The sequence below is a fragment of the Acinetobacter sp. YH12252 genome, assembly GCF_013417365.1.
GTDB classification, from domain to species: Bacteria; Pseudomonadota; Gammaproteobacteria; order Pseudomonadales; family Moraxellaceae; genus Acinetobacter; species Acinetobacter towneri.
Genome location: NZ_VPEA01000004.1, coordinates 106,984 through 130,968 on the forward strand (window position 1 = coordinate 106,984; position 23,985 = coordinate 130,968).

A 23,985-nucleotide genomic window follows, 5' to 3' on the forward strand; every position below is an offset into this window, starting at 1 on the left:
TAAATGTAGCTCTTTATAATAATAAAAATCAGCGCAACCCCATCTTTATGATGGGGTTTTTTATTGCAAAAAATAACAAATGTATCGAATGAAAAAATTGAGTGCATGTGCCATGTTCATTTACAGTCTGAACGATAAAGTAAAGAATGATAAAGAAGGAATTGATTCATGTTGATAAAATACGGTTGGCTTGTGGGTGTTGGTTTAATGCTGAGTGTCGCGGGGCATGCGGCGAGTTTTTCTTGTGAGAAAGCCAAAACACAAACGGAGTATGCCATTTGTGAACATCGTGCGGTTAATGATGCCGATGTGAAAATGGCAACCACCTATCGTATCGTCAGCCGTTTGGTCGCCATGGGGACGCGTTCACAAATTCGTGATGAACAATTTCGCTGGTTAGAGTTGCGTGATCGTTGTGGCGCTTCCGTCGATTGTTTAACCCAAGTGTATAATTTGCGTCAGCAGAAATTAGAGGATCATTTAAATCAGGTCTATCAACGTGCACCTTTTTAAATTTTTCTGGGTTTAGGCTTGAAAAATTAGGCAATCACTCCAATTCATTAACACATCCAACAATAACCATGTTTATGAATTTAAGGAGTGATGAATGAGCGAGCACAGCCAAAAACACAGTTTCCAAGCCGAAGTGGCGCAGTTATTACATTTGGTGACCCATTCTCTTTATTCCAACCCTGAAATTTTCTTGCGTGAACTGATTTCTAACGCATCGGATGCCTGCGACAAATTACGTTTTGAAGGCATCAACCATCCTGAATATTATGAAAATGATCCAGATTTACGTGTGCGTATCCGCTTAGATCAAGACAAGAAAACCCTGACCATTTCAGACAATGGCATTGGTTTAAGTCAGCAGGATGCGATTGAGCATTTGGGTACCATTGCCAAATCGGGCACCAAAGACTTTATGTCAAAATTGACGGGCGATCAAAAAGCCGATGCGCAATTGATTGGTCAATTTGGTGTGGGTTTCTATTCAGGTTTTATCGTGGCAGATAAAATTACTGTGGAATCACGCCGTGCAGGATTGGCTGCAGATGAAGCCGTGCGTTGGAGCAGTGCGGGTACTGGCGAGTTTGATGTCGAGCAAATTCACAAAGCAGAACGGGGTACCGATATTATTCTGCACTTGCGTGAAGATGCGCTGGATTATTTAGAAAGCTACAAAGTTAAGCAGATCATCAATAAATACTCTGATCACATCAGTTTGCCAATTCAAATGCAGAAAGAAGTATGGCAGCAAGAAGAAGCAGCTGAAGGTGAAACACCGAAAGCAGGTCAGTATGTGAAAACTGATGAATGGGAAGCAATTAACTCGGCCAGTGCGTTGTGGACGCGCAATAAAAACGAAATTAGTGCAGAACAGTACATTGAGTTTTATAAAAACCTCAGTCATGATTTTGACGCACCATTGGCATGGGCGCATAACCGTGTTGAAGGCAGTACTGAATACACTCAGTTGTTGTATGTGCCAAGTAAAGCACCGCACAACATTTTTACTCGTGAAGCCAAAGCGGGGATTAAATTGTATGTGAAGCGCGTATTTATTATGGATGAGGCAGACAACCTGATCCCGAACTATCTACGTTTTGTACAAGGTGTGGTGGACAGCGCCGATTTGCCATTGAACGTGAGCCGTGAGTTATTGCAAGAAAGCCGTGATGTGAAAACCATCCGCGAAGGCAATACCCGTCGTGTGTTGACCATGTTGGACAATTTAGCCAAGTCTGAAGATGAAAAAGACCAAGAAAAATTTAAGCAATTCTATCAAGAATTTGGTTCAGTTTTAAAAGAAGGCTTAGGCGAAGACTTTGGCAACCGTGAACGTATCCTGAAATTATTACGCTACGCTACTTCAAGTAATGATGACATCAGTACCTCATTGGCGGACTATAAAGCGCGAATGAAAGAAGGTCAGAAAGCCATTTACTACGTTACGGCAGACAACTTGAACGCAGCAAAGCATTCTCCACAGTTGGAGTTGTTTAAGAAAAAAGGCATTGAAGTGTTGTTGATGGCAGAACGCGTAGACGAGTGGGCGATGAACTTTGTGCAGGAGTTTGATGGCACGCCAATGCAAAACGTATCTAAAGGTGCGGTTGATTTAGGCGATCTACAAGATGCTGAAGAGAAGAAAGCTTTAGACGCGGCTGCAGAACAATTTAAACCTGTGGTTGAGCAATTGTCTGCATCTTTAAGCGGTAAAACCAAAGAAGTGCGTGTGACTACACGTTTGGTTGATTCCCCTGCTTGTTTGGTAACAGGTGAAGGTGAACTGTCACCACAATTGATTCGTATGTTGAAGGATGCAGGGCAAGCTGTACCTGATATGAAGCCAATTTTGGAAATCAACCCAGAGCATCCTTTGGTGAAAAAATTACAGGACTCCAATCAATTTGATGATTTGGCGCATGTGATTTTTGATCAAGCTGTGATTGCTGAAGGTGGCTTGCCTGAAGACCCAGCGGAATATGTGAAACGTATTAATAGCTTACTGTTAAAGTAAGTCTGCTTTCGCATGAACATGATCGATGATGCGTTGTACAAATAATGCATCGTCATCTTGCAAGATCATCTTGCAAAAAAACCAAGTCCTGTTCGCAAGACTTGGTTTTTTAATTTGGCTTGATTGTAGATGTTACCTGTTTAGAAAATGGCTTCTAAACGCACTAAAGCACCGAGATAATGATTACGATCTGCGCGATCATCATTTAAATAATTGACATCGCCCTGAATAAAGAACCATTCACGTAAAAATGGTTGACGCCAAGAGACAAATGGCCCCCAACGATTTAAACGTAAGTCATCATCGTGATAATAACCGCCTGTATAAATGCCATAGTTAAAGCGGTTGCCTGCAAAGAATTGATGTTGTCTAAAGGTGTAGTTGTCCCAAACCAAATCATCATCTTGTTCATCGGCATAGGTCAGGCTAAATTGATTGGACAAGAAAGCCTGATTGGGGCGTGCGTGCGTGAGCTCCAAGTTGGTTCTGAGATAATTTTCACTGTCGATGCCATAACGATAAATTTGTTCGGCATGAAAAGAGAAATCATTTTCCAAAGTCCAGTCTTTAGAGGCTTTTAAACGCAGATAAATATCATCGCCAGAACGTACCCCTAAATCGACATCTGTTTCAAAAGGTAGACGCTCGGCAAAGTTCGACCAACGTAATGCCAGAGAACTGTTGTCTTCACGGCTACGTTTGCTGTCTACGGTTTTGTCTGCGTCATGCGCTGGGTTTTCGTTGGTAATGGCGACGTTATTTTGCAATTCGTTATCGAGCGAGTCATCACCAAATACCACACTGAGTTTATTTTCAAGCGCAGGCAGTTTGATTTTGCCACGAATACGAGGTTTGACTTCATATTCATTATGCTTATCCCAACTGCTATCGACAAAAACCCGCAAAGTGGCTGAGGCAGGCTGTTCAGGACTTGGTTCACCAAACCAGTTATCCAGTTTATGTGCTGTTTTATCTGCCCAATTGCGAATATTTTTTTGACGTTGATCGAACCAAGTTAAATGTTCCGTTTCTGCGGTGGGAGGTACAATGGATTCATTGGATTGTTCGGGTAACACCGTCGGTGTGGCATCAATCCAACGTGGAATCGTGTAATAAAAACCGTTTTTATCTGCTGCACTTGGCGGAGCGACAGGCAATTCATAAGGTGGCAGTGACGTATGGGCTTGATCCACTGCTTGAGTTGATTCTTGTGCAAAAGTGATGCCTGCGACCCCACTTAAGAGACAGCTTAATATAAAAGGCGATGTGTGCTTTATTCTTGACATTATTTACTGATCTTTAAGCCATTTTTGTTAGTGTTGAAAATCTATGAGATAAAAGCAAGACTTGGCTACAAAATCATAATATAAACGGCAGTTTTTAGGCAGAAACCTCTTTTTCTTGATACATTTGAAGTGCTTGGCATAACTGCAAAGCATCAATCGGTTGCTGTAATTGGGAGATGACTTTTTGAATCATTTGCCAACTAATACCTTGTTGTCGATCTAATAAAATGTGCGGTATAGCTTGTTCAGTACGGGACAGTTGTAAGCGCTTTTGACCATGAATCACACGAATTTTTTGTCGTTCTTTCAGTAAAATCAAAGGGGTATGACTCTGTGCTTCACTTTCTTCAAACTGAATAAACTTAGTAGTTTGAATGTGCTGTATCGGAATGAAAGGAAAATAATGCTCTTGCTGCCACACGATTTGAGCATCATGACTATAGCATTGAAAAAGCTGATCGAAATCAAATAAATGTTCTTGTAATTTTTCCCAAGAAATTTCACGTATTGCTGCAATTTCATGTTCAAACTGTTGGCAAAAGTTTTGAGTCAAACGAATCGCTTGCATTTGATCTAATGCGCCAAGCAGTACCACATATTTAATAAAGCGTCCTTGCGTATTGGTTTGTTCTGCCAAATATACCGCACGCGCCAACACCTGTTGCTGATCTTCTTCGGGATCAGACAAATGCACCAATACATCGGCATATTGCGTGACTTCTGGCGCTTCAGGCAAAAAGACCCGATACAACTGTGCTGACTCATTTTGGCTAAGATTGAGCGCAGAAATGGGGCAACTATATTGGCTTAACAATAGATTATAAGCTGGGTTGACGCTTGGTTTTTGCGTGCCAGCCGTCATCTGGGCAGTATCTATTGTCGTTGCATCAGGCTGAGTTATATCCAATGTTGCATTGGAAATGATCGTTTGGTCTGCTGTCGGTTCAATTGTAAGTTCATCTTTAGCCACGTCCAAAACTTGAGTATCAGACGAGGCAACTTCTTCTGTAGCGATGTGGTCTCTAATAAAGTCAAATTGAATTGGCGAATCTACAGCTTTATTTTCTTCCAAGTCTGCAGTGACAAAGACTGGCTGAGTTTGAGCAGCTTCTAGCACAGCAGCTTGCTTGAGTTCTGCATCGGTTTGAAGGCAGTGATATTGTTGCTGCTGTTCCAACATCCAGCGATAGACCTGCTCTAAATCTTGAAACTCACTTAGTAAAGCAGTGCGGTCAGCAGCAGGAATTAACCAAATTTGCCAACCTGCTCTCGGTTGATACAAAATCGCCCAACCTGCTTCAGGCTGTTGATAAAGTACTGTTTCAAGTGCTTCAAGTTGTGTAAATACGCCACGAAAAGATTGTGCATATAAACTTTGTTCTGCAAAAGTTACCGCAGTTTGAATTGGATTTTGTGAGGCTTTAAATGTGAGCAACTGTTTTTGAAAAATCGGTTTATCGCACAGCATAAAAATTTCTTTAATGCGTGCTTTGGCTTTGGCTGTTTCATACAGACTGAGTCTTTTATGCGTTAAAGCATCAATCAAGTCGTGTAATTCTTTAATCAACAGTGATTTTTCTAGTGTATTCATTGATGCATACTTAAATATGTTGTTGTGCTTTTTCCAAATAATCTGCCAAGACAATATTCAGAGCCAATTCAATCAATTTATATTCTGCCGATTGTGGTTGAGGATAGTGTTTGGCTAATTCTATTAAATGGTTGACCTCAATCGCTTGAGGTGGAATTTTTCTTTGTATAAGTGCTTGAAGTTGTTGCATAGGCATCTGCTATAGCAATGAAAAAAATCACTTTAATTATATGGATTTAATTAAAAAATACATGCTAAAAATTGTCAGCTTTTGTGCTTTTTTAGACATTATTGACAAAAAATGCGCTTTTTATATGAAAAATAATCAAAAAAATTTAAATCGCAGTGCCAAAAAAGTATTAGCAATTGGGTAGAACACAGTTTTTAGATGTTGCATGGACGATTTAAAGCAAATTTAGCATTAGAAAAACAAACAGCAGCCTGCTTTAGACTGCTGTTTGGGGAGAGAAATGGGAGAGATTAATACAGCTAAAATTAGTGGATAAAACGCGTAACTTAAGCTGCCTTTTGCGAAGTTGGTTCATTTACAACAGCTTCAGATGCAGCCGATTCTGTATTCACTTTTTGAGTTGGAAAATCAGGTACATGCACAATTTGAGCAGATACATTTGCAGCAATTGCTAAAAGTGAAACCATCAAAACAGATTTAAACATATTCATGGGAATATCCATCCAAAGTGTTAATGTCTAGGCAGAAGAATAGACATCGTAGGGAGATCAAACGAAATAAAAAATTCACATGAATCATAACAAAGTTTAAAATTTACAAAATGATCATTTCGGCAATTATTTTAAAAATAGCAATATAAAACAATATATTAGAGTTTTAGCTCTAGTTTTTTGTGTAGGCTTAAATGGTTGAGATGTCTGCAAAATTTGTATTTAGATAAGTCTGAAATGCGGGTGAATGGTGACAGTTTTTGACAGTGTGAAATCATGTAATGTTTTGGCTGTGATTGGTTAAACAGTCTAAAAATGCGGTTTTTTTAATCTATGATAGAATTCCAATAACGATAAAGGACAGTGAGAAAATCATGGCAATTGCAAAAGTAGTTGAAGTTAATTCAAGCAGTACAAAAAGTTTTGAAGACGCGATTCAGACTGGAATCGCTAAAGTGACAGAAACAATTAAAAATGTCCAAGGGGCGTGGATTAACGAACAAAAAGTGGTGGTTAAAGACAATCAAATCACGGAGTATCGGGTCAATTTAAAAATCAGCTTCTTGGTTGAATAACACCTCGCTTCATTAACGAAGCATAGTAAGATGACAACTAACCGAAGCATGGTTGCGGGGCAAAGCTGGAACTTTGACCCATTTTAAAAGCACAAAAAAATCCCGTAATGGGATTTTTTTGTGCGTCTAATCAGCCGGAAGAACACTATTCAGCCTTGTCTGTATTTCAATCTTAAGCTTTAGGTTCAGATACATCGCATTGTTCTGCATCGCAGCTTGCTGCATCTTCAAGCTCTAGCTCGCTTGCTGTTTCAAGGGCTTTTTGCAGAACTTGCACAAAAACTTCGCGTGGCTGCGCACCTGCTAAAGCAATACGCTGATCAAATACGAAGAACGGTACGCCAGTGACGTTTAATTGTTCACGTGCAACTTCTTGGTCAAATTTTACAAAGTCGGCATATTCGTCAGAATCCAAAACATCATCCACTTCTACAGGGTTCAGCCCAATACGTGATGCAACATCTTCCAGTGTTTCACGCTCGCCAATTGCCAAACCTTGAGTCATATAGCTATAGAAAAAAGCTTCTTTGGCTTCGCTGCCCAAGCCTTTACTTTGCGCCAAATGCACCAAACGATGGGCATTAAAGGTATTGCCTGAATTGGCATTTTCCCATTGAAAGTCAATGCCTTCAGCTTTTGCCATTTCGGCAATATTACGCTGCATGTCTTCTACTTCGGCAAGGCTGCGCCCATATTTTTGTGCCAAACGCTCTGAATTGGACACTTCCTGACGCGGTGGCGCATCTGGATCGAGTTCAAAACTGTGCCAATGCACTTCTAATTCTACACCTGCTTCTTCAGCAGCAGCCTCTAAACGTTTTTTGCCGATATAGCAAAACGGGCAAACAATATCTGACCAAATATCAACGCGCATGAACAATCTCAAATTCTGTTTTTTACTAAGATGGGGATGTTACATAAAATTTAAAGCATAAAGCGATGCTAAACTTATTTTTGAGCATCTGGTCAAATAGCGTCATGGATACAGAATCATATAAAGGTATAAATGAATTGATTTATTTCACTATATTCTAATGGCTGCATTAGAAAATAAGCATAAAATGCTATACAAATGTGACAGGCTTCACGCTAAGATATTGCAAATACTAAAAAATAAGAGGGCACGCATGCGACGTATAGTGCTAATTATAGGATGTGCAACGCTGCTGATTTTTGGCGGGATGTTTTATCAATATCAACAGCAGCAAAAACAAGTCACTCAATTGCATGCTTATCAAAATGTGATTTATGAAAAAGCCGAACAAATTTTTGTACAGGCACAGGATTGGTCTAAGCCGATTCAAATTGACTTAAAAGATAATCGTTTAGATGGCGACTATCAAATTATGGCGAGTTTTGTCTTGAGTCACATGGTGCAAAGTGCCGAAGCGCGCAATAGCTATTTACGTGAATTAAAAGCCTTGAATTGGGATCAGTTTTTAGATCCTCAACGACTTGCTGCAGATAAAAAACAAGACTATGCCGATACCGAAGCCATGTTGGTGCAAGTACGTGCCATGGTAGAGCTGTATCAGGAACATTTAGAACAGCATGAAGCGATGGCTTTGGAGCAGATTGAGAATCTTGAAATCAATCATAATTTGCGCCGTCATTTAGCAGAATCTTTGCTAGAAAGCCGCCATAATGACCAAGGACACGCATTATTTGAATTGGAAAAGAAAAATTTGGGTAAGGCGTATGTGTTGTTTGCAATTTTAAAAAACAATAAATGGGAGCTCAAAAACAATACCTTCATGTTCTATGAAGATGCAGCCTTGAAAGAATTTAATGCGGTATATCAAGAGATGGTGCAGCTCAATACGCAAATGCAAGAGATCACTCAGCAGCATCAGCGGGCACTGGAAAGCAAGTTGTAAGGTCTGGCAAATCCTTACATCAAATTGTCAAAAGAATGTCATCTGCCGTTCAAATCTCTTGCCTAAACTGTGCCTGTTGATTTAATTGCTCAGCTAGGCAGGTCCAATATGAACAGCATTCAAGTCTTTGATGATATTCAACAACTGTATTTACAATTTCTAGAAAATAGAAACTACCCTAAACTCGAAAATTTAAATAATTGGGGCAAGAACCGTTACTTCTTTAATCAGCACTTTCGTTTGGTTGAAGATTGGCATCAGACTGAACAAATTGTGATTGAATTTAATCAACAATATTATTGCTTGGATACAGGCAGCGCCCCAGACTTTATGGATAAAGAACGCTATATGACATGGTTGATGGGGGAGTTGTTGGTTTAAGCCGTGCAGGTAAATCACAACTGATCAGCCATCTAGTCTTCAAGATAACAATGCAAAAGAATAAAATTTAAAAATTAGAACAGCTCAAAACAACAAAATAAAAAATCCCCGCATGATGCGAGGATTTTTTTATTACGAAGACTTTTTACACACGCTCAATAATTGTCGCGATACCTTGACCAAGACCGATACACATGGTCGCAAGACCAATTTGCGTGTCTTGTTGTTCCATCACGTTCAACAACGTGGTGGTGATACGCGCACCTGAACAACCCAATGGGTGACCGAGTGCAATTGCACCACCGTTCAAGTTCACACGATCTTGCTGATCATAAATGCCTAAGCCTTTTAGAACAGATAGACCTTGTGCAGCAAACGCTTCGTTTAATTCAAAGGTTTGAATGTCTGCAATTGACAAGCCCGCACGTTTAAGTGCTTTTTGCGTTGCAGGTACTGGGCCATAACCCATGATTGCTGCATCACAGCCTGCAACGGCCATAGAGCGAATCACCGCACGTGGTTTCAAACCTAATGCTTGTGCACGTTCAGCAGACATAAGCAACATCGCAGAAGCACCATCAGACAATGCTGAAGATGTCGCCGCAGTTACGGTACCGCCTTTCGGATCAAATACAGGACGTAAAGCTTGGAATGCTTCAAGGTTAGCATCTGGACGAATCACTTCGTCGATGTCGCATAGTTGTTTAAAGCCGTTTGCATCATGACCTTCAATGCCAATGATTTCGTTTTTAAAACGGCCTTCTTGCGTTGCAGCCCATGCACGACGGTGTGATTCCACACCAAAGGCATCTTGCTCTTCACGAGAAATACCGTTCATGCGACCCAACATTTCAGCAGTTAAGCCCATCATGTTTGAGGCTTTGGCATAGTGCTTCGATGCAGCAGGGTTGATGTCGATACCGTGCATCATGCCCACATGGCCCATGTGCTCTACACCACCAATGATGAAAATATCACCCTGATTGGTTGCAATTTGTGCCGCAGCGGTGTGGATCGCTTGCATTGAAGAACCACACAGACGGTTCACAGTTTGACCTGCTACTGTTTTTGGAAGATCAGCCAATAAAGCAATATTACGACCAATGTTCATACCTTGTTCTAGGGTTTGGTTAACACAGCCCCAGATCACATCTTCAACTTCGTTGACATCAAACTGGTTACGAGCAACTAAAGCACGAACCAATTCAGCCGATAGACTGTCAGCACGTACATTGCGGAACATACCGTTTTTGGTTTTACCCATTGCAGAACGTACGCCATCAACGATGACAACGTCACGTGGATTTAAAGTAGCCATTCACGTTGCTCCTTAACCGTAGAATTTTTTGTTGTTAGCAGCCATGTCACGCAACATTTGTGGCGCTTCATAAGCTTTTCCTAAGTGTGCATATTTGTCGCAAAGCGCAACGTATTCAGCAACACCTGTTTGGTCGATATAACGGCATGGGCCACCACGGAATGGAGGGAAACCTACACCCATAATCATCGCCATATCTGCTTCAGATGGTGTCGCCACGATGTTGTCTTCTAAGCAACGTACTGTTTCATTACAGAAAGCCAACATCATACGGTCAATGATTTCTTGTGCATCAAATTCGTGCTTTTCAGATGTTGCGACAGATGCTACAAGCTCATACGCAGTTGGGTCGACCACTTTGGCTTTCTTGCCTTTACGATCCAATTCATATTTGTAGAAACCTACGTCATTCTTTTGACCAAGACGTTTGTTTTCGTACATGACTTGGATTGAGCCTTTATAGTCTGGCTTCATGCGGTCTGGGAAACCTTCTGCCATGACTTCTGCACCGTGAACGCCCGTGTCGATACCAACAACATCCATCAGGTAAGCAGGACCCATTGGCCAGCCGAATTTTTCCATGACTTTGTCAACTTGCTGGAAGTCTGCGCCATCTTTAAGTAACAAGTCGAATGCACCAAAGTAAGGGAACAATACGCGGTTCACCAAGAAGCCTGGGCAGTCATTCACTACGATTGGTGTTTTACCCATTTTCTGAGCAAGCACCACAGTAGTCGCAATCGCTTCAGGTGAAGTTTTTTCACCACGAATCACTTCTACCAATGGCATCATGTGCACTGGGTTAAAGAAGTGCATGCCGACAAAGTTTTCTGGACGTTGTAGGTTTTCTGCCAAACGTGTAATCGAAATGGTTGATGTGTTTGACGCGATAATGGTGTTTTCACGTACTGATTTTTCAGTTTCAGCCAACACAATACCTTTGACTTTCGGATTTTCAGTCACGGCTTCAATCACGATATCTACTTCTTTAAACTCGTCATAGCTTAAAGTTGGGCGGATACGTGCCAAAGTTTCACCCATTTTGGCAGGTGTCATTTTTTTACGTTCAACTTGCTTGGTCAGCAATTTGTTTGCTTCAGACATCCCCAATGCCAATTGTGGGTTGCCAATGTCTTTCATGATAATTGGTGTGCCTTTGCTTGCCGCTTGGTAAGCAATACCGCCACCCATGATACCCGCGCCGAGTACAGCCGCTTGGTTAACAGGATGCGCACCTTTTTCATATTTCTTAGAAGTTTTCTTCACCACTTGGTCGTTGATGAACAAGCCAATCAACGCGCCTGCTTGTGGCGTTACCGCAGCTTTAGCAAAGCCTTCCGCTTCCGCTTTAAGTGCGTCATTACGTGGCAAGCTTGCACCTGCTTGTAAAGAATCAAGCATGAGTTTTGGTGCAGGGTATTGTGCAGGATTCGCTTTGGCTAATACCGCACCTTTTGCAGTGTTGAACGCCATCATTTGTTCAAGTGGGTTCAATTTCACTGGGTCTAATTTTTCTTGGCGTTTTGCTTTCCAGTCCAAACGACCTGCAATGGCTTGTTTAACCAAATCAAGCGCAGCCGCTTGTAATTGATCTGCAGCAACTACAGCATCTACAGCACCGTCTTTAAGTGCAGCATCAGGACGTTTAGGGTTGGCCATTGCCATCCATTCAACCGCATTGTCGATACCAATAACGCGGCTTAAACGAACCGTACCACCAAAGCCCGGGAAAATACCGAGTTTGATTTCTGGTAAGCCTACCTGTGCTTGGTCTGACATGACACGGTAGTCACATACCAAACACATTTCAAAGCCACCGCCCAATGCCATACCATTGATTGCAGCAACTTTAGGAATGTCTAAATCTTCAAAAGCATTGAAGATGTCGTGAACAGGCAATGCCCAATCCACAATAGCTTGTTCGCCTTGAGCGAAGTTTGCGCCAAATTCGGTGATGTCTGCACCCACGATAAAGGTTGATTTTGCAGAAGTGACGATTAAACCTTTCACTTCATTGTTTGCTTTAACAGCCTCAATCGCAGCTTTAAAGTCTTCAATCGTTGCACGGTTAAATTTGTTGACCGACTCACCTTGTAAGTCAAAGCGGAATTCTGCAATTCCGTCCGAAAGCATTTGGACGGTAATGGCATTGCCAGCGTGGATCATGCCTGATCTCCTTTATTTTGGAGGACTTCTAAGTTGATGTTATGAAGCGTGTGCGATAGTCCTGCACACATATATGCCTCGCTAATCTTACGATAACTATATCGAAAAAAAATATAGCAAGTTGTATCAAGCCGTGACGCAAGGGTCATGATTTTTCTCATAGCTCGGAATTGCTTTTTGACCCGATTTTAAAATCCTATGTTTAAAGAAAGATGAAAGTGATTGTTTTCTCTTTTATTTTTAATCAGGTTGTATTGCATTTTCGATTTAGAAAAGCTTGATAAATAGATGTTATCAGTGGGTTGTTTTGGACAGAAAAGTAAATCCATCGTTTGGATGGTGATGTTTTAAAGCGTGAAGCTGGATAGGGGGGATAGCGATTTGCAATGCTGTGTTCTATTTTCTGCTATGACCTCATGCGCTGAAATTGAGTAGAATATGCGCCATTTTTGAAATTCAGCTGTTTTCAGCAATTTGGGTTGTTCTATGTTGAAGTGGGTTATTTTGGCGATTTTTATCGCTTCAGCGTTGTATATTCAACAGCGCGGCAAGGTGCGTCATAGTTTTTATCGTCAGTTTTTTGACCATTCTACCATTCTCGCACCGATCAACTATTTAATGTACTTATTTTCTAAAGTGCCGAATCAACCTTATATCGACACCCAGCACTTTCAAGATTTAAAGGTTTTGGATGACAATTGGGAAATGATTCGTGATGAAGCCAAAGCTTTGTATGAACAGGGTGGTATTAAAGCTTCAAGTAGCTACGATGATTTGGGATTTAACTCATTCTTTAAAACAGGCTGGAAGCGTTTTTATTTAAAATGGTATGACTCCGCGCATCCATCTGCCGCAGAATTATGTCCAAAAACCACAGCATTATTAAAAACTTTGCCTAGCATTAAGGCGGCGATGTTTACTGAACTAGCACCCGACAGTCGTTTAGTGCGTCATCGTGACCCGTATGCAGGTTCATTGCGTTACCACTTGGGATTGATGACACCAAATGATGACCGTTGTTTTATTGATGTCGATGGGGAGCGTTATTCATGGCGTGATGGTGAAAGTGTGGTGTTTGATGAAACCTATATTCACTATGCTGAAAATGGCACTTCTCAAAACCGTATTATTTTCTTTGCCGATGTCGAGCGTCCGTTAAAATCACTCTGGATGCAAAAGTTTAATCACTGGTTTGGCAAAAATGTGATGACCGCAGCAAGCTCTCCGAATGAAGCAGGCGATCAGACGGGTGGCTTAAATAAAGTCTTTGGCTATGTCTATCAAGTGCGTTTAAAAGCCAAGGCTTTAAAAGCTAAAAATAGTCGTGTGTACTATTTCTTAAAATGGTTTTTAATGCTCGGGATTTTCTTCTTAATTTTTATTCGCCCTTATGTGTTTTAAAGTATCGCAACGCCTTTCGGGGCGTTTTTTTATGACATTTTTGAGCAATTTCAGCAACGCACTTTAATTCCCGCCTATTTTTATGTATAGAATGAAGCAAATAGGGGAATTTTTATGCAAACGTTTCGTTCTAAAAAAGATTGGTGGGTTTTGGCTTTTGTGATTTGTATGTCTGGTCTATTGATTCAGTTATTGCTGACCATGTACGCCAAAGGCACGATGCCAGCATTTCCTGTGCACACAGGGGTGTATTTCATTACCATTTTTGTGTTGTGGTGGCCTGTGTTCAATACGCGCTATCAGGTCGATGCCGAACGCTTGCAGATCCGTTGCATGTTTTTAAAATGGGATATTCCACGCGACAGTATTCAAAAAATATCTAAAACCAATAATTCGGTAGCGTCACCTGCTTTGTCGCTGAAGCGTTTAAAAATTGATTATCTTCTAGCGGGGCAGCCAAAATTTGTATTGGTTTCACCTAAAGATCAGACCAAATTTAGTCAAGCCTTGGGAATGGAAATTACTGACTAATCCCTAGGCTTTTAAAGCAAAAAATAAGCATCAAAACTTTGAGGATGAGCAGAGCGGCATTCTCAAGATTCACGCAGCATAAGTCGCGGGCTTATTCTATTTTGAGGTGCAATTGATTTGCACTGCAATCTACACATATTTCCGATTTTTCAGGATACTTTAAAAAATATAAAGCTAAAATGGGTTCAAGTTCAGTACGAATTTTACGCCCCAAATGCCGCGCGCCGTAACGAATATCATGCCCCTGATAAAAATAGGCTTTAGCTGCTGCAGTGAGTTCGACTTGGCGCTGTTGATGCTGCAGGCGATGGTTTAACTTTTCCAATTCAATTTCAACCAATTGCGGCAGGGCATCAGCAGATACCGCTTGATAATGCAAACTACGGTCAATCCGATTTAAAAATTCAGGGTCAAATTTACGCTGCATGACTTTTTCAATGATCCGTTGTGTGGGCATGCGTTTTAAGCACAGTTGTTGTACTTTTTGCGGTAACAGATTCAATTTATCTAAGTATTGTTGTGCGGCTTGAGCACCCACATTGCTGGTCATAAAAATCATGCAATTGCGAAAGTCGATGGTTTTGGTGCCTGCAGTCAGGGTCAGTTTGCCTGTATCTAGCACATTCATTAAGCCACGTATCACTTCGCTTGAGGCTTTTTCCAGTTCATCAAACAGCATAATGCCTGGGCGGGTGTGCGAACCTGCAATCGCAGTTTCATCAAATAAACTATGGCCTTCTTTAGAGCCGACATAGCCAGGAGGCGCGCCTGTGAGTGCAGCCGCATAGTGTTCCTGCGCCAAGGTATTCATATCAATGCGGCAGAAGGCATCGGGGCGACCATAAATGGCTTCGGCAATCAGGCGCACCGTTTCGGTCTTGCCAACACCTGTCGGGCCAAGCATTAAAGTCACTGAAAGTGGTCGCTCTGTGCTGGAGAAATCGGCCTTGACCACATACAGCATTTTTTCGATTTCATTCAGCGCTGCATCTTGTCCAATAATCCGTTGACGTAACAATTGCATGACTTGTGTAGGTTCAAAATGAAAGCGCGGCTTGCCAATCAAACGGTCTTTGGCGGATACATACTGATGTGTACTGATCGGCTGGGACGTTGCGGATTGAATGGTCGGTATGCCGTGTGGTGCGGTCGTCATCCTGCACTTTCCTTCTGCTGACAAGATGCCTGAGCATAGCAAATCTTGTGTTGCCGACTGATCGTTTTTAGCACTGAGCTGATCGTTTTAGTGGATAGATCATGCGCTATGCCACAGGATAAAGCTTGAAAAAATCAGATAAAGCAGCACATCATGTAAAGAATGTAGCAAGAATAGGATAACTCGTGAACCCAAACGCAGGTGAGCATATCGAGAAAATTTTGGCAAATATGACCCAATTGCCAGGGGTTTACCGTATGTTGGGTAAAGACGGGGAGTTGTTATATGTCGGCAAAGCCAAAAATTTAAAAAACCGAGTGTCGAGTTATTTTGTCAAAACCATCGAGCATCCTAAAACGCAGGCTTTAGTGGCGCGTATTTATGATATTGAAACTTTGGTGGTGCGTTCCGAAACTGAAGCGTTATTGCTTGAACAAAATCTGATTAAGCTGCATCGTCCACCGTACAATATTATGCTGCGCGATGATAAGTCCTATGTTTATATTTTTGTGTCGGCAGATCAGCCTTATCCGCGTATTGCCAGTGGACGCGGCAAAGGCAAGCATCAGATAGGCAAGTTTTTTGGGCCTTATCCGAGTGCGTACAATGCCCGCGATACTTTGGTGGTGTTACAAAAACTGTTTAATGTGCGGCAGTGTGAAAACAGTTATTTTGCTCAACGGCAGCGTCCGTGTTTGCAATATCAGATCAAACGCTGTTCGGCACCGTGTGTAGGATTGATTTCGCCCGAAGAATATAAAGAAGATGTTAATAATTCGATTCGATTTTTACAGGGCGATAGTAAAGAACTGAATCAGCAATTGATTGCCAAAATGGAAGCTGCAGCCGAAGCGTTGGAATTTGAAAAAGCAGTCTTTTACCGTGACCGTATGGCTTTGTTGCGTGATGTGCAGGCACAGCAAGCCATTTATAAACTCAAAGGCGAAGCCGATATTATCGCAATTGCTTATCAGGCAGGTGTGACCTGTGTGCAAATTATGCATGTGCGCAATGGCAAAATGCTGGGCGGTAAAAGCTATTTTCCTGATATGTTGGGCGATGATTTGGGGCAAATGTTGGCCGATTTTATTGCCAACTTTTACTTTCAGGTGGCCGATGAAATTCCAGCGGAATTGATTGTTAATGTGGAAGTGGCAGATTGCAAAGAGTTGGAACAAGCCTTACAGCAACACTTCGATAAAAAAATTCAAATTAAACATAAAGTGCGTGAAACCCGTGCCGAGTGGCAAGAATTGGCACAAATGAATGTGCAGCATGTCATTAAAGGTAAACTCGCCAATCACTTTGAATTAAATGAGCGTTTTCATCAGTTAGAGCAAGTGGTTGGACGCCCGATTGATCGGATTGAATGTTTTGATATTTCGCACACTATGGGCGAAGACACTGTGGCATCTTGCGTGGTATTTGACAGTGGTGGTATTCGCAAACGTGATTATCGACAATTTTCAATTCAGGATATTCAGGCTGGAGATGACTATGCTGCCATGCGCCAAGCTTTAACGCGCCGTTATAAAAAAGCCATGCTGCCCGATTTATTGCTGATTGATGGCGGTAAAGGGCAGTTGAATATGGCGATGGAGGTCATGCAGGAGTTAGGATTGGATGCCTTTATGATTGGGGTGTCCAAAGGCGAAGGACGCAAACCTGGTCTAGAAACGCTACATTTTACCGATGGCAGCAAAATTCAGCTGCCTGAAGATCATAAGGCGCTGCATTTGATTCAGCAGGTACGTGATGAAGCACACCGATTTGCAATTACCAAGCACCGTGCCAAGCGCGATAAAAAACGTGGCTCATCAATACTTGAAGTGATTCCGGGCTTAGGGCCAAAACGTCGTCGTGATTTACTCACCCATTTTGGTGGCATACAAGGTGTCCTGAAAGCTTCTGAAAAAGAGTTGACTTTAGTACCCGGACTGGGTGAAGTAATGGCGCGTACGATTTATAAAGTGCTGCATGAATGACTAAATTTCCTGCCTCATGCCTTATATTAGCTAAAAATCTTGCGAGATATATCTCTCACGTCGCAAACATAGACGAATTGTCAACAGACCCTATTTACTGCATAAAAAGCAGTATTTTCTACAAAGGTAAATAGCAAAAAAGTGCATTGACTCTGTCGTCATTGAACATTCACATCAGATCGAAACCCTGTAATATCAACCACAACATTGTTTAAGGAAAAGCTATGTCGTTGCTACAGACCTATCAAGCCATTGCCGAGCAAGAATGGATAGACATCCCGCTTGGGTGGTTACAGGGGCGCACTATTTATGGTGGATTGGTGGCAGGTTTGATGATGCAAAAAGCCCAGCTTTGTATTGCCGATCCGAAAAAGCGCTTGCTAAGCAGCAGTGTCACGTTTGTCGGACCTGTGCAACAAGGTCGGGCACGGCTCACGGCGGAAATTCTGCGTGAAGGCAAATCTGTGACCAGTGTCGAAGTTCGTTTATGGCAGGATGATGCAGTACAAAGCATTTTAATTGCTAGTTTTGGTGCGGCACGTGACTCCAGCATTGTGGTGCAACAAGAACGTACTGCGCCCAATTTTCCACCTGCAACGGAATTGCCTGTTACACAGCATCATCCTTTAGCACCTGAATGTTTTCAGCAGATGGATTTGGTTTGGTCTGAAGGACAATATCCGTTTACTGCTAGTCATAAACCTGATTTTGCAGGCTGGATGCGTTTTAACCCAAAACAGCATACGAATCGTGCCATGACCATTGCCGATTTGATGGTGGCTTTTGATATGTGGCCGCCTGGAGTACTGCCGATGTTTGAGCAGCTCGCTCCTGCCAGTTCACTGACTTGGCATGTGACCTATGTCAATCCTTTGCAAAATCAGCTGCAAGATTGGATGAAATATAAAGTTTTTACCGATCATGCTAGCGGTGGTTATGCCACAGAATATGCGCACTTATGGGATGATCAGGATCGGCTAATAGCGATTGCCCGACAGACCATCACCGTGTTTGCCTAGTGACACCTACTAGCATTTCGTATAAAGTGAAGCCTATTCACGATGACAAATCCTCAAAAAACTTGTGAATATGCAGCGTAAAGAGGGGAAACATTGGCGGTGTCTATGACAACAGGTCGTATCCTGAACATTCCAAATATATTAACTTTGGCTCGAATCGCCTTGATTCCTGTTTTTTTGTTGGTGGCGTATTGGCCGCCTGCAATGGGCGTAAATGGTTATGATGGTGGCATGACGCGTCATATTATTTTGACGTCTATTTTTGTGATTGCTGCTGTGACCGACTGGTTTGATGGCTATTTGGCACGTACTTTGAATCAGACCTCTGCATTTGGGCGCTTTTTAGACCCTGTGGCCGATAAACTTATGGTCGCTGCGGCATTGATTGTTTTAGTGCAATGGCAACCGACTATTTCTATGGCTTTTGCCGCGATTGTAATTATTTCCCGTGAAATTACCGTATCTGCCTTACGAGAGTGGATGGCTGAACTCGGCGCACGTACCAGTGTGGCGGTGTCTACAGTGGGGAAATATAAAACAGCATTCCAAATGATTGCGATTTCAGTGTTCTTATTGAACTGGCAACCATTGGAAATGGTGGCTTATTTGTTGCTCTATACTGCTGTAATTCTAACGCTTTGGTCGATGTTTATTTATTTAAAAGCGGCATGGCCATATTTGAAACAACCTTAAATATCGTGATTCTTCATTAAAAAGTGCTTCTGATTGAAGCACTTTTTGATTAACTATGGGTTTCTTCCTCGGCATCATCCTCATAAGTTTTGGCAATTTTTTCAATATTTAAACTTTTTGCCATCGCATCAAAAATTTCTTTATAAACCCCGTTTTGATGATAAAGCGCATCATGTTCGCCATGTTCCGCAATCCTGCCATCTTTCATGACATAGGTGTAATCGGCATCAATAATTTGCGATAAGCTATGTGAAATGATGATGACCGTACGCCCTTGTTTAATTTCATCGAGGCTTTGTTTGATTTGTTCGGTTGCAATGGCATCCAGACTAGCAGTCGGTTCATCTAAAAAAATAATAGGTGGATTTTTCAGGAACATACGTGCAAGGGCAATCCGTTGTTGTTGACCGCCTGAAAGCATGAGGGCATCTGCGTCATAAGCCTGAGGCAATTGCAAAATTTGTTCGTGAATAGAGGCTTTTTGGGCTGCCAGAATCACATCTTCCAAGCTTGCATCAGTTTTGCCATAACGAATATTTTCAAAAATAGAGCCTTGGAAAATATGATTTTTTTGCAAAACCAAGCCGATATGGTCACGCAAATATTGAGTGTCGATGTGGTTAATATCAATCCCATCGAGCTGAATTGTTCCCTGTTGTGGTTCATAGAATTTATCTAATAAACTGATCAGGGTAGATTTTCCTGCTCCCGACAATCCCACCAATGCGGTAATTTTATTGGGCTGAATCTGCATTTGAATGTCTTTGAGTGCATGATGTCCATTCGGATAAAAAAAGTTTACCTGTTGCAGATCAAACTGCCCTCGAATAACTGGTTTAAGCGTACCACTTGGCTCAATTTCATGCTCGGCTTCCAAAATTTGAAAGAAGCTTTCTGAATAGATCATTGCGTCATTGACTTCATCATAAATACGATGCAATGAGCGAATTGGGGCAGAAACATTGCCAAACAGTAACACGTGATACATGATCATGCCGATGCTCATTTGTCCATCTAACACAAAATAAGCAGTTAAAATAATAATCAGCACCACGCCAATTTGTTCAATAAAGCTTTTTAAACCATCAAATAAAAAACTGGTTTGGCGGCTCTGCATTTGATTGTGGGTCAGTTTTTTCTGCAGGGTGAGTTGTTTTTCTGCTTCAATGCTTTCTCTGTTAAATGATTTAATCACGGTAATTGAGTTGATGATGCTGAGAATCCCTTGGCTTTTTTTCTCACGTCCATCACGTAAATTACGTCGCCAGCTTCCTAGTTTTTGTGCCTGCTGATAGGTCAGCCAAAAATAAATAGGCACAATGAGTGTCGCGACCAAGCCCACATAAAAATTGGCATAATACATTAAGCCCAAAGCCACAATTGCACTGGTAAAGAGTGGCAAAATATCAATAAAGAAAATTTGCACTAAGCGGGTGAGCGAACCAATGCCACGATCTATACGTGTTTGTAATTTACCTGCTTGGTTGTTGTCCTGATTAAAAAAGGCCAGTCGATAACGCAAAAATTTCTCAATAATGCCCTGTGCCAAATCTTGTGACACAAAAATGCGTAGTTTTTCACCATAAAACTTCTGTCCAAACTGCACAAAGGCATTGATGATTTCTTTACCCAGCAAAATGGCTGAAATGGTGATTAAAATGTGCCAGCCTGCAGACAGACCTTGTCCTGCCTCAATTAAGGCGTTAATACGGTCAACAGCGTATTGTAAAGTTAGTGCATTGACTTGAGCTGTTAATGAGCCGATGAGCGTTAAAACTAAGGTAGCAATCACCAAGAGCTGATAAGGTCGAACGAAGGGACGCAATTTTTGAAATAAATGCCATAAATTCATAAGCTATTATTGTTATAAGAACGATGATTTTAAGTCTAAGGATGAACTTCACGACTCACAAGCCAAAAAGCTGTGTCATTTTGTGAGCAGTCCTGATCCTTGTTTTAGATTAAACAATAAGCTATTCAGCATAGGAATGACCATGAATCTAGAATTGTTTGCACCTGAGCGTTGTGACAACGTACTGCCTTATGACGGCATTGCGCAGGACTATGGTTTGGTGCTGAGTGCGGAGCATAGTGAGCGTTATTTACGGTATTTTCTGCAACATTTGGCATGGCAGCCTGATGAAGGTCTGCTCTTTGGTCAGTATTATCGGACACAGCGCCAAGTGGCATGGTATGGCGATGAGCAGTATCAATATCGTTATTCGGGAGCAGTTAAGCAGGCACTGCTATGGCAGCCTGCTTTGTGGCGATTGAAACAGCAAATTGAACAATGGGTCGGGCATCCCTTTAATTCATGTTTGGCCAATTTATATCAAGATGGTACGCAGGGCTTGGGTTGGCACAGTGATGATGAGCCGAATTTAGGCAGACACGCTGTCATTGCATCTTTGAGTTTGGGGGCAACCCGTAAATTTTGTTTTCAGCATAAACACCGCGCCAACAAGGTTGAGCTACTGTTGCACAGCGGTCAGTTGTTGGTCATGCGTGGCACGACGCAACACCATTGGAAACATGCCTTAATGAAGTCCAATAAAATTATACAACCCAGAATTAATCTGACCTTTCGCTATTTTCACGCGGCTACTGAATAAGACTTGATTTAGCACTCTAAATCCTTATTCAGAAATAAATTTTAATTGTATTTAAATTCAGTGCTTTAAGGTATCAATAACCTAAATCTTTAAGTGAGTTCTATACTAAAACTGGTATTCAGTACTTCCACCTGTTTTTCAATTTGTTCTGCATTATCCTGCAAAATTTCAATCAGTTTTTGCAAATTGACAAATTCAAAACGGTTTTTAGATGCCAGCAGCGTCAATGCATAAGGTGCATCTTTAGATGAAAAACGAATCGGTACAGATAAGCCTGCAATTTCTGCATCGAGTTCGCCGTTAGAAAAATAATAGCCTTGTTTTTTGATTTTGCGCATTTGCTGCAAAAAGTCATCTTCATCTTGTGCAAAATTGACTTGTGCCAATTCGTTAGAAAAACGTTGGTAATAGTCTAAAATTTTAGCTTTAGGCAGATGTGCCATAATAATTTTTGGCGATGAGCCGACATAAACAGGACGTGGGCAGCCGCGACCATAAGACAGCAAAGGCGTATCTTTAAAGATTTCGTGATGCACATCAATGCAGGAATCTTGATTGAGTTGGGTCAGCAAACAGCAAAATTCAGTACGTTCCGCAATTTTTTTCATAAACGGAATACTGATGGTGACCAATGGATCGGTCGTGCGAGAGATAAAATCCAATACCGCAATTTTTGGCCCAAGGGTGTAATCTCCCGATGTGCCACTCATGCGCTGCAACAACTCTGCTGAAACCAACTCTTTTAAATAGCGGTAACTGGTAGGCTTAGATAAACCAAGTTCCTCACTAATGGTATCTACATTAATGACAGGACGTGCGGTTGAAAATAAGTCTAAGACTGTGAGAATCTTGCCAAAGCTAGACAGTGCCATGCGGATTTACCCATTCACACCAAAAGGATGGTGTCACTTTATATCAAAAAATCGCCAGACCAATAGACTTTTTAAAGATGATCTTAGGCATTCTAACGATCAATATCCCAATTCTTTCGTTTGTCGTTGTTATCTATTCAGAAACAGGATTTAAGGCTGAATGCCGTGAGGCTCACGATACCAGCTTTCAATCAATAGTGCTGCGGCAAGACTGTCGGCTGCGAGCTTTTTGCCACGCCCTTGGGCTTGATAATGATCAAGCTCATCACGTGCTTCACGTGTGGTTAGGCGTTCATCGACCATTAGGGTGTTGATATTGCTTTGATGGCGTAAGCGTCTGGCAAACTTACGTGCACGGGTAGACAGTTCCGACTCGCTATCATCCATATTTAAAGGTAAGCCCACTAGAAATAATTGTGGCTGATGTTGCTTGATAATTTTTAGCAAGTTTTCCCATTGCGGAATGCCATCTTTCATGGGAAAGAGGGCGAGAGGGGTCGCACTTTCAATCAGTGCCTGCCCCACAGCCATGCCCATTTTTTGCGTACCGAAGTCAAATGCCATAATGGTTTGGGCTTGTGTTGTTTCAGGCATGACCAATCTCTGAAGATAACCATGTTGGATCTACGCCCATTTTACGATAAGCGGCATCCCAACGGTCGTCATAAGGTAAATTGAAAATCAAGTCCATGTCCGATTCACAAATGAGCCAATCGCCACGGGCAATTTCTTGTTCCAGTTGCTGTTTGCCCCAACTGGCATAGCCCAAGGCAATTTGGTAACGTCCAACGCCTTCGTTGTGGGCAATTGCATCTAAAATATCTTTAGAGGTGGTGATACAGACATTTTCACCAACAGCGATAGATGAATGCCAAGTTGGCTGCCCTGTGTGTAAAACAAAACCTGCCTCAGGTCGTAATGGACCACCTTGTAGAACTTCGTGAGGATGCACATTATCTGCGTCTATATCTAAATCATTGAGTAATTCTTTGATTTGGATACCCGATGGACGGTTGATAATAATGCCTTGCGCACCGTCTTCATCATGACGTGCCAAATAGATGACGGTGTTTGCAAAAAACTCATCATTCATATCGGGCGGGGCTATGAGACAGCGATGCGTCAGATATTGTTTAGTCACCTAAGCAATTCTCCTTAATCTGAGGTGGTGGCAAACAGAACTGTAAACCGACTTGGAAACGTAAACGAGTTACAGCCAAATCATGCAAATATACATTTCTTAGCTGTACTTATCCCATAAAACCACTCTGATGACAACTTTGCTTTGGTAAAAGTGAGACAAAGAATAAATAAAAG

General features: G+C 41.8%; 23 protein-coding genes. 11 read left to right on the forward strand and 12 right to left on the reverse strand.

Annotated features, from left to right (window positions below):
* Positions 1-168: 168 nt before the first annotated feature.
* Positions 169-513, forward strand: coding sequence for a lysozyme inhibitor LprI family protein (locus tag FTV28_RS05615; protein ID WP_136144750.1), 345 nt, complete (start codon positions 169-171; stop codon positions 511-513).
* Positions 514-607: 94 nt separating this feature from the next.
* Positions 608-2,524, forward strand: coding sequence for a molecular chaperone HtpG (htpG, locus tag FTV28_RS05620; RefSeq protein WP_004975801.1), 1,917 nt, complete (start codon positions 608-610; stop codon positions 2,522-2,524).
* A 140-nt stretch (positions 2,525-2,664) separates the two neighbouring features.
* On the opposite strand, the gene FTV28_RS05625 is transcribed toward htpG, so the two are convergent.
* The 4 genes from FTV28_RS05625 to FTV28_RS05640 form a co-directional block, all read right to left on the reverse strand.
* Positions 2,665-3,810 (reverse strand): hypothetical protein, encoded by a 1,146-nt coding sequence (locus tag FTV28_RS05625; RefSeq protein ID WP_179989677.1) that lies wholly within the window; start codon positions 3,808-3,810, stop codon positions 2,665-2,667.
* Between the two features lie 94 nt (positions 3,811-3,904).
* Positions 3,905-5,401 (reverse strand): hypothetical protein, encoded by a 1,497-nt coding sequence (locus tag FTV28_RS05630; RefSeq protein WP_179989679.1) that lies wholly within the window; start codon positions 5,399-5,401, stop codon positions 3,905-3,907.
* Between the two features lie 10 nt (positions 5,402-5,411).
* Positions 5,412-5,591 carry a hypothetical protein gene (locus FTV28_RS05635; RefSeq protein ID WP_104852940.1) on the reverse strand — a complete coding sequence of 60 codons (180 nt, stop codon included), beginning with the start codon at positions 5,589-5,591 and terminating at the stop codon, positions 5,412-5,414.
* Positions 5,592-5,917: 326 nt separating this feature from the next.
* Complete coding sequence (locus FTV28_RS05640) at positions 5,918-6,082, reverse strand: hypothetical protein (RefSeq protein WP_019836107.1); 165 nt, start codon at positions 6,080-6,082, stop codon at positions 5,918-5,920.
* Positions 6,083-6,456: 374 nt separating this feature from the next.
* On the opposite strand from FTV28_RS05640, the gene FTV28_RS05645 reads away from it, so the two are divergent.
* Positions 6,457-6,657 (forward strand): dodecin family protein, encoded by a 201-nt coding sequence (locus FTV28_RS05645; protein WP_004975809.1) that lies wholly within the window; start codon positions 6,457-6,459, stop codon positions 6,655-6,657.
* A gap of 172 nt (positions 6,658-6,829) precedes the next feature.
* Here the strand turns inward: FTV28_RS05645 and FTV28_RS05650 are convergent, their stop codons facing one another.
* Positions 6,830-7,531, reverse strand: coding sequence for a DsbA family protein (locus tag FTV28_RS05650; protein WP_004975810.1), 702 nt, complete (start codon positions 7,529-7,531; stop codon positions 6,830-6,832).
* Positions 7,532-7,784: 253 nt separating this feature from the next.
* On the opposite strand from FTV28_RS05650, the gene FTV28_RS05655 reads away from it, so the two are divergent.
* A complete protein-coding gene (locus FTV28_RS05655; RefSeq protein WP_104852942.1) occupies positions 7,785-8,534 on the forward strand; it encodes a hypothetical protein in 750 nt (249 codons plus the stop codon).
* A gap of 108 nt (positions 8,535-8,642) precedes the next feature.
* Entirely contained in the window at positions 8,643-8,915 is a 273-nt protein-coding gene (locus FTV28_RS05660; protein WP_179989681.1) for a hypothetical protein, read from the forward strand.
* 145 nt (positions 8,916-9,060) lie between these two features.
* On the opposite strand, the gene fadA is transcribed toward FTV28_RS05660, so the two are convergent.
* The gene (fadA, locus tag FTV28_RS05665; RefSeq protein WP_004975824.1) at positions 9,061-10,233 is read right to left on the reverse strand and encodes an acetyl-CoA C-acyltransferase FadA; all 1,173 of its coding nucleotides are present in this window, start codon (positions 10,231-10,233) and stop codon (positions 9,061-9,063) included.
* Between the two features lie 12 nt (positions 10,234-10,245).
* Complete coding sequence (fadB, locus tag FTV28_RS05670; protein WP_179989683.1) at positions 10,246-12,399, reverse strand: fatty acid oxidation complex subunit alpha FadB; 2,154 nt, start codon at positions 12,397-12,399, stop codon at positions 10,246-10,248.
* Between the two features lie 486 nt (positions 12,400-12,885).
* On the opposite strand from fadB, the gene lpxO reads away from it, so the two are divergent.
* Positions 12,886-13,800 carry a lipid A hydroxylase LpxO gene (gene lpxO / locus FTV28_RS05675; protein WP_004975827.1) on the forward strand — a complete coding sequence of 305 codons (915 nt, stop codon included), beginning with the start codon at positions 12,886-12,888 and terminating at the stop codon, positions 13,798-13,800.
* Between the two features lie 114 nt (positions 13,801-13,914).
* On the forward strand, positions 13,915-14,331 hold the full coding sequence (locus FTV28_RS05680; protein ID WP_131260939.1) for a PH domain-containing protein: 417 nt from the start codon (positions 13,915-13,917) through the stop codon (positions 14,329-14,331).
* Positions 14,332-14,422: 91 nt separating this feature from the next.
* Here the strand turns inward: FTV28_RS05680 and FTV28_RS05685 are convergent, their stop codons facing one another.
* Entirely contained in the window at positions 14,423-15,487 is a 1,065-nt protein-coding gene (locus FTV28_RS05685; RefSeq protein ID WP_179988504.1) for an AAA family ATPase, read from the reverse strand.
* A gap of 185 nt (positions 15,488-15,672) precedes the next feature.
* On the opposite strand from FTV28_RS05685, the gene uvrC reads away from it, so the two are divergent.
* The 3 genes from uvrC (at position 15,673) to pgsA (ending at position 19,184) form a co-directional block, all read left to right on the forward strand.
* Positions 15,673-17,472: an excinuclease ABC subunit UvrC gene (gene uvrC, locus FTV28_RS05690; protein WP_179989685.1), complete on the forward strand. Its 1,800-nt coding sequence runs from the start codon at positions 15,673-15,675 to the stop codon at positions 17,470-17,472.
* A 224-nt stretch (positions 17,473-17,696) separates the two neighbouring features.
* On the forward strand, positions 17,697-18,491 hold the full coding sequence (locus FTV28_RS05695; RefSeq protein WP_154321121.1) for a thioesterase family protein: 795 nt from the start codon (positions 17,697-17,699) through the stop codon (positions 18,489-18,491).
* 105 nt (positions 18,492-18,596) lie between these two features.
* On the forward strand, positions 18,597-19,184 hold the full coding sequence (gene pgsA / locus FTV28_RS05700) for a CDP-diacylglycerol--glycerol-3-phosphate 3-phosphatidyltransferase (RefSeq protein ID WP_004975835.1): 588 nt from the start codon (positions 18,597-18,599) through the stop codon (positions 19,182-19,184).
* A 49-nt stretch (positions 19,185-19,233) separates the two neighbouring features.
* Here pgsA and FTV28_RS05705 read toward each other — a convergent pair whose 3' ends face one another.
* Complete coding sequence (locus FTV28_RS05705) at positions 19,234-21,036, reverse strand: ABC transporter ATP-binding protein (RefSeq protein WP_179989687.1); 1,803 nt, start codon at positions 21,034-21,036, stop codon at positions 19,234-19,236.
* 142 nt (positions 21,037-21,178) lie between these two features.
* Here FTV28_RS05705 and FTV28_RS05710 point away from each other — a divergent pair, with 142 nt between their 5' ends.
* On the forward strand, positions 21,179-21,796 hold the full coding sequence (locus FTV28_RS05710) for an alpha-ketoglutarate-dependent dioxygenase AlkB (RefSeq protein WP_179989689.1): 618 nt from the start codon (positions 21,179-21,181) through the stop codon (positions 21,794-21,796).
* Between the two features lie 89 nt (positions 21,797-21,885).
* Here FTV28_RS05710 and FTV28_RS05715 read toward each other — a convergent pair whose 3' ends face one another.
* The 3 genes from FTV28_RS05715 to FTV28_RS05725 form a co-directional block, all read right to left on the reverse strand.
* Positions 21,886-22,668 carry an IclR family transcriptional regulator gene (locus tag FTV28_RS05715; RefSeq protein ID WP_004975841.1) on the reverse strand — a complete coding sequence of 261 codons (783 nt, stop codon included), beginning with the start codon at positions 22,666-22,668 and terminating at the stop codon, positions 21,886-21,888.
* A 150-nt stretch (positions 22,669-22,818) separates the two neighbouring features.
* Positions 22,819-23,262, reverse strand: a complete 444-nt coding sequence (ruvX, locus tag FTV28_RS05720; protein ID WP_104852952.1) for a Holliday junction resolvase RuvX — start codon at positions 23,260-23,262, stop codon at positions 22,819-22,821.
* The gene (locus tag FTV28_RS05725) at positions 23,255-23,809 is read right to left on the reverse strand and encodes a YqgE/AlgH family protein (RefSeq protein ID WP_004975844.1); all 555 of its coding nucleotides are present in this window, start codon (positions 23,807-23,809) and stop codon (positions 23,255-23,257) included. The genes ruvX and FTV28_RS05725 overlap by 8 nt, the downstream gene beginning before the upstream one ends.
* Positions 23,810-23,985: the final 176 nt, after the last annotated feature.

What these genes read in the sequence shown, in the direction of transcription:
- FTV28_RS05615 (WP_136144750.1), top strand. Translation starts at nt 169, where the DNA reads ATGTTGATAAAATACGGTTGGCTTGTGGGTGTTGGTTTAATGCTGAGT.
- htpG (WP_004975801.1), top strand. Translation starts at nt 608, where the DNA reads ATGAGCGAGCACAGCCAAAAACACAGTTTCCAAGCCGAAGTGGCGCAG.
- FTV28_RS05625 (WP_179989677.1), bottom strand. Translation starts at nt 3,810, where the DNA reads ATGTCAAGAATAAAGCACACATCGCCTTTTATATTAAGCTGTCTCTTA.
- FTV28_RS05630 (WP_179989679.1), bottom strand. Translation starts at nt 5,401, where the DNA reads ATGAATACACTAGAAAAATCACTGTTGATTAAAGAATTACACGACTTG.
- FTV28_RS05635 (WP_104852940.1), bottom strand. Translation starts at nt 5,591, where the DNA reads ATGCAACAACTTCAAGCACTTATACAAAGAAAAATTCCACCTCAAGCG.
- FTV28_RS05640 (WP_019836107.1), bottom strand. Translation starts at nt 6,082, where the DNA reads ATGAATATGTTTAAATCTGTTTTGATGGTTTCACTTTTAGCAATTGCT.
- FTV28_RS05645 (WP_004975809.1), top strand. Translation starts at nt 6,457, where the DNA reads ATGGCAATTGCAAAAGTAGTTGAAGTTAATTCAAGCAGTACAAAAAGT.
- FTV28_RS05650 (WP_004975810.1), bottom strand. Translation starts at nt 7,531, where the DNA reads ATGCGCGTTGATATTTGGTCAGATATTGTTTGCCCGTTTTGCTATATC.
- FTV28_RS05655 (WP_104852942.1), top strand. Translation starts at nt 7,785, where the DNA reads ATGCGACGTATAGTGCTAATTATAGGATGTGCAACGCTGCTGATTTTT.
- FTV28_RS05660 (WP_179989681.1), top strand. Translation starts at nt 8,643, where the DNA reads ATGAACAGCATTCAAGTCTTTGATGATATTCAACAACTGTATTTACAA.
- fadA (WP_004975824.1), bottom strand. Translation starts at nt 10,233, where the DNA reads ATGGCTACTTTAAATCCACGTGACGTTGTCATCGTTGATGGCGTACGT.
- fadB (WP_179989683.1), bottom strand. Translation starts at nt 12,399, where the DNA reads ATGATCCACGCTGGCAATGCCATTACCGTCCAAATGCTTTCGGACGGA.
- lpxO (WP_004975827.1), top strand. Translation starts at nt 12,886, where the DNA reads ATGTTGAAGTGGGTTATTTTGGCGATTTTTATCGCTTCAGCGTTGTAT.
- FTV28_RS05680 (WP_131260939.1), top strand. Translation starts at nt 13,915, where the DNA reads ATGCAAACGTTTCGTTCTAAAAAAGATTGGTGGGTTTTGGCTTTTGTG.
- FTV28_RS05685 (WP_179988504.1), bottom strand. Translation starts at nt 15,487, where the DNA reads ATGACGACCGCACCACACGGCATACCGACCATTCAATCCGCAACGTCC.
- FTV28_RS05695 (WP_154321121.1), top strand. Translation starts at nt 17,697, where the DNA reads ATGTCGTTGCTACAGACCTATCAAGCCATTGCCGAGCAAGAATGGATA.
- pgsA (WP_004975835.1), top strand. Translation starts at nt 18,597, where the DNA reads ATGACAACAGGTCGTATCCTGAACATTCCAAATATATTAACTTTGGCT.
- FTV28_RS05705 (WP_179989687.1), bottom strand. Translation starts at nt 21,036, where the DNA reads ATGAATTTATGGCATTTATTTCAAAAATTGCGTCCCTTCGTTCGACCT.
- FTV28_RS05710 (WP_179989689.1), top strand. Translation starts at nt 21,179, where the DNA reads ATGAATCTAGAATTGTTTGCACCTGAGCGTTGTGACAACGTACTGCCT.
- FTV28_RS05715 (WP_004975841.1), bottom strand. Translation starts at nt 22,668, where the DNA reads ATGGCACTGTCTAGCTTTGGCAAGATTCTCACAGTCTTAGACTTATTT.
- ruvX (WP_104852952.1), bottom strand. Translation starts at nt 23,262, where the DNA reads ATGCCTGAAACAACACAAGCCCAAACCATTATGGCATTTGACTTCGGT.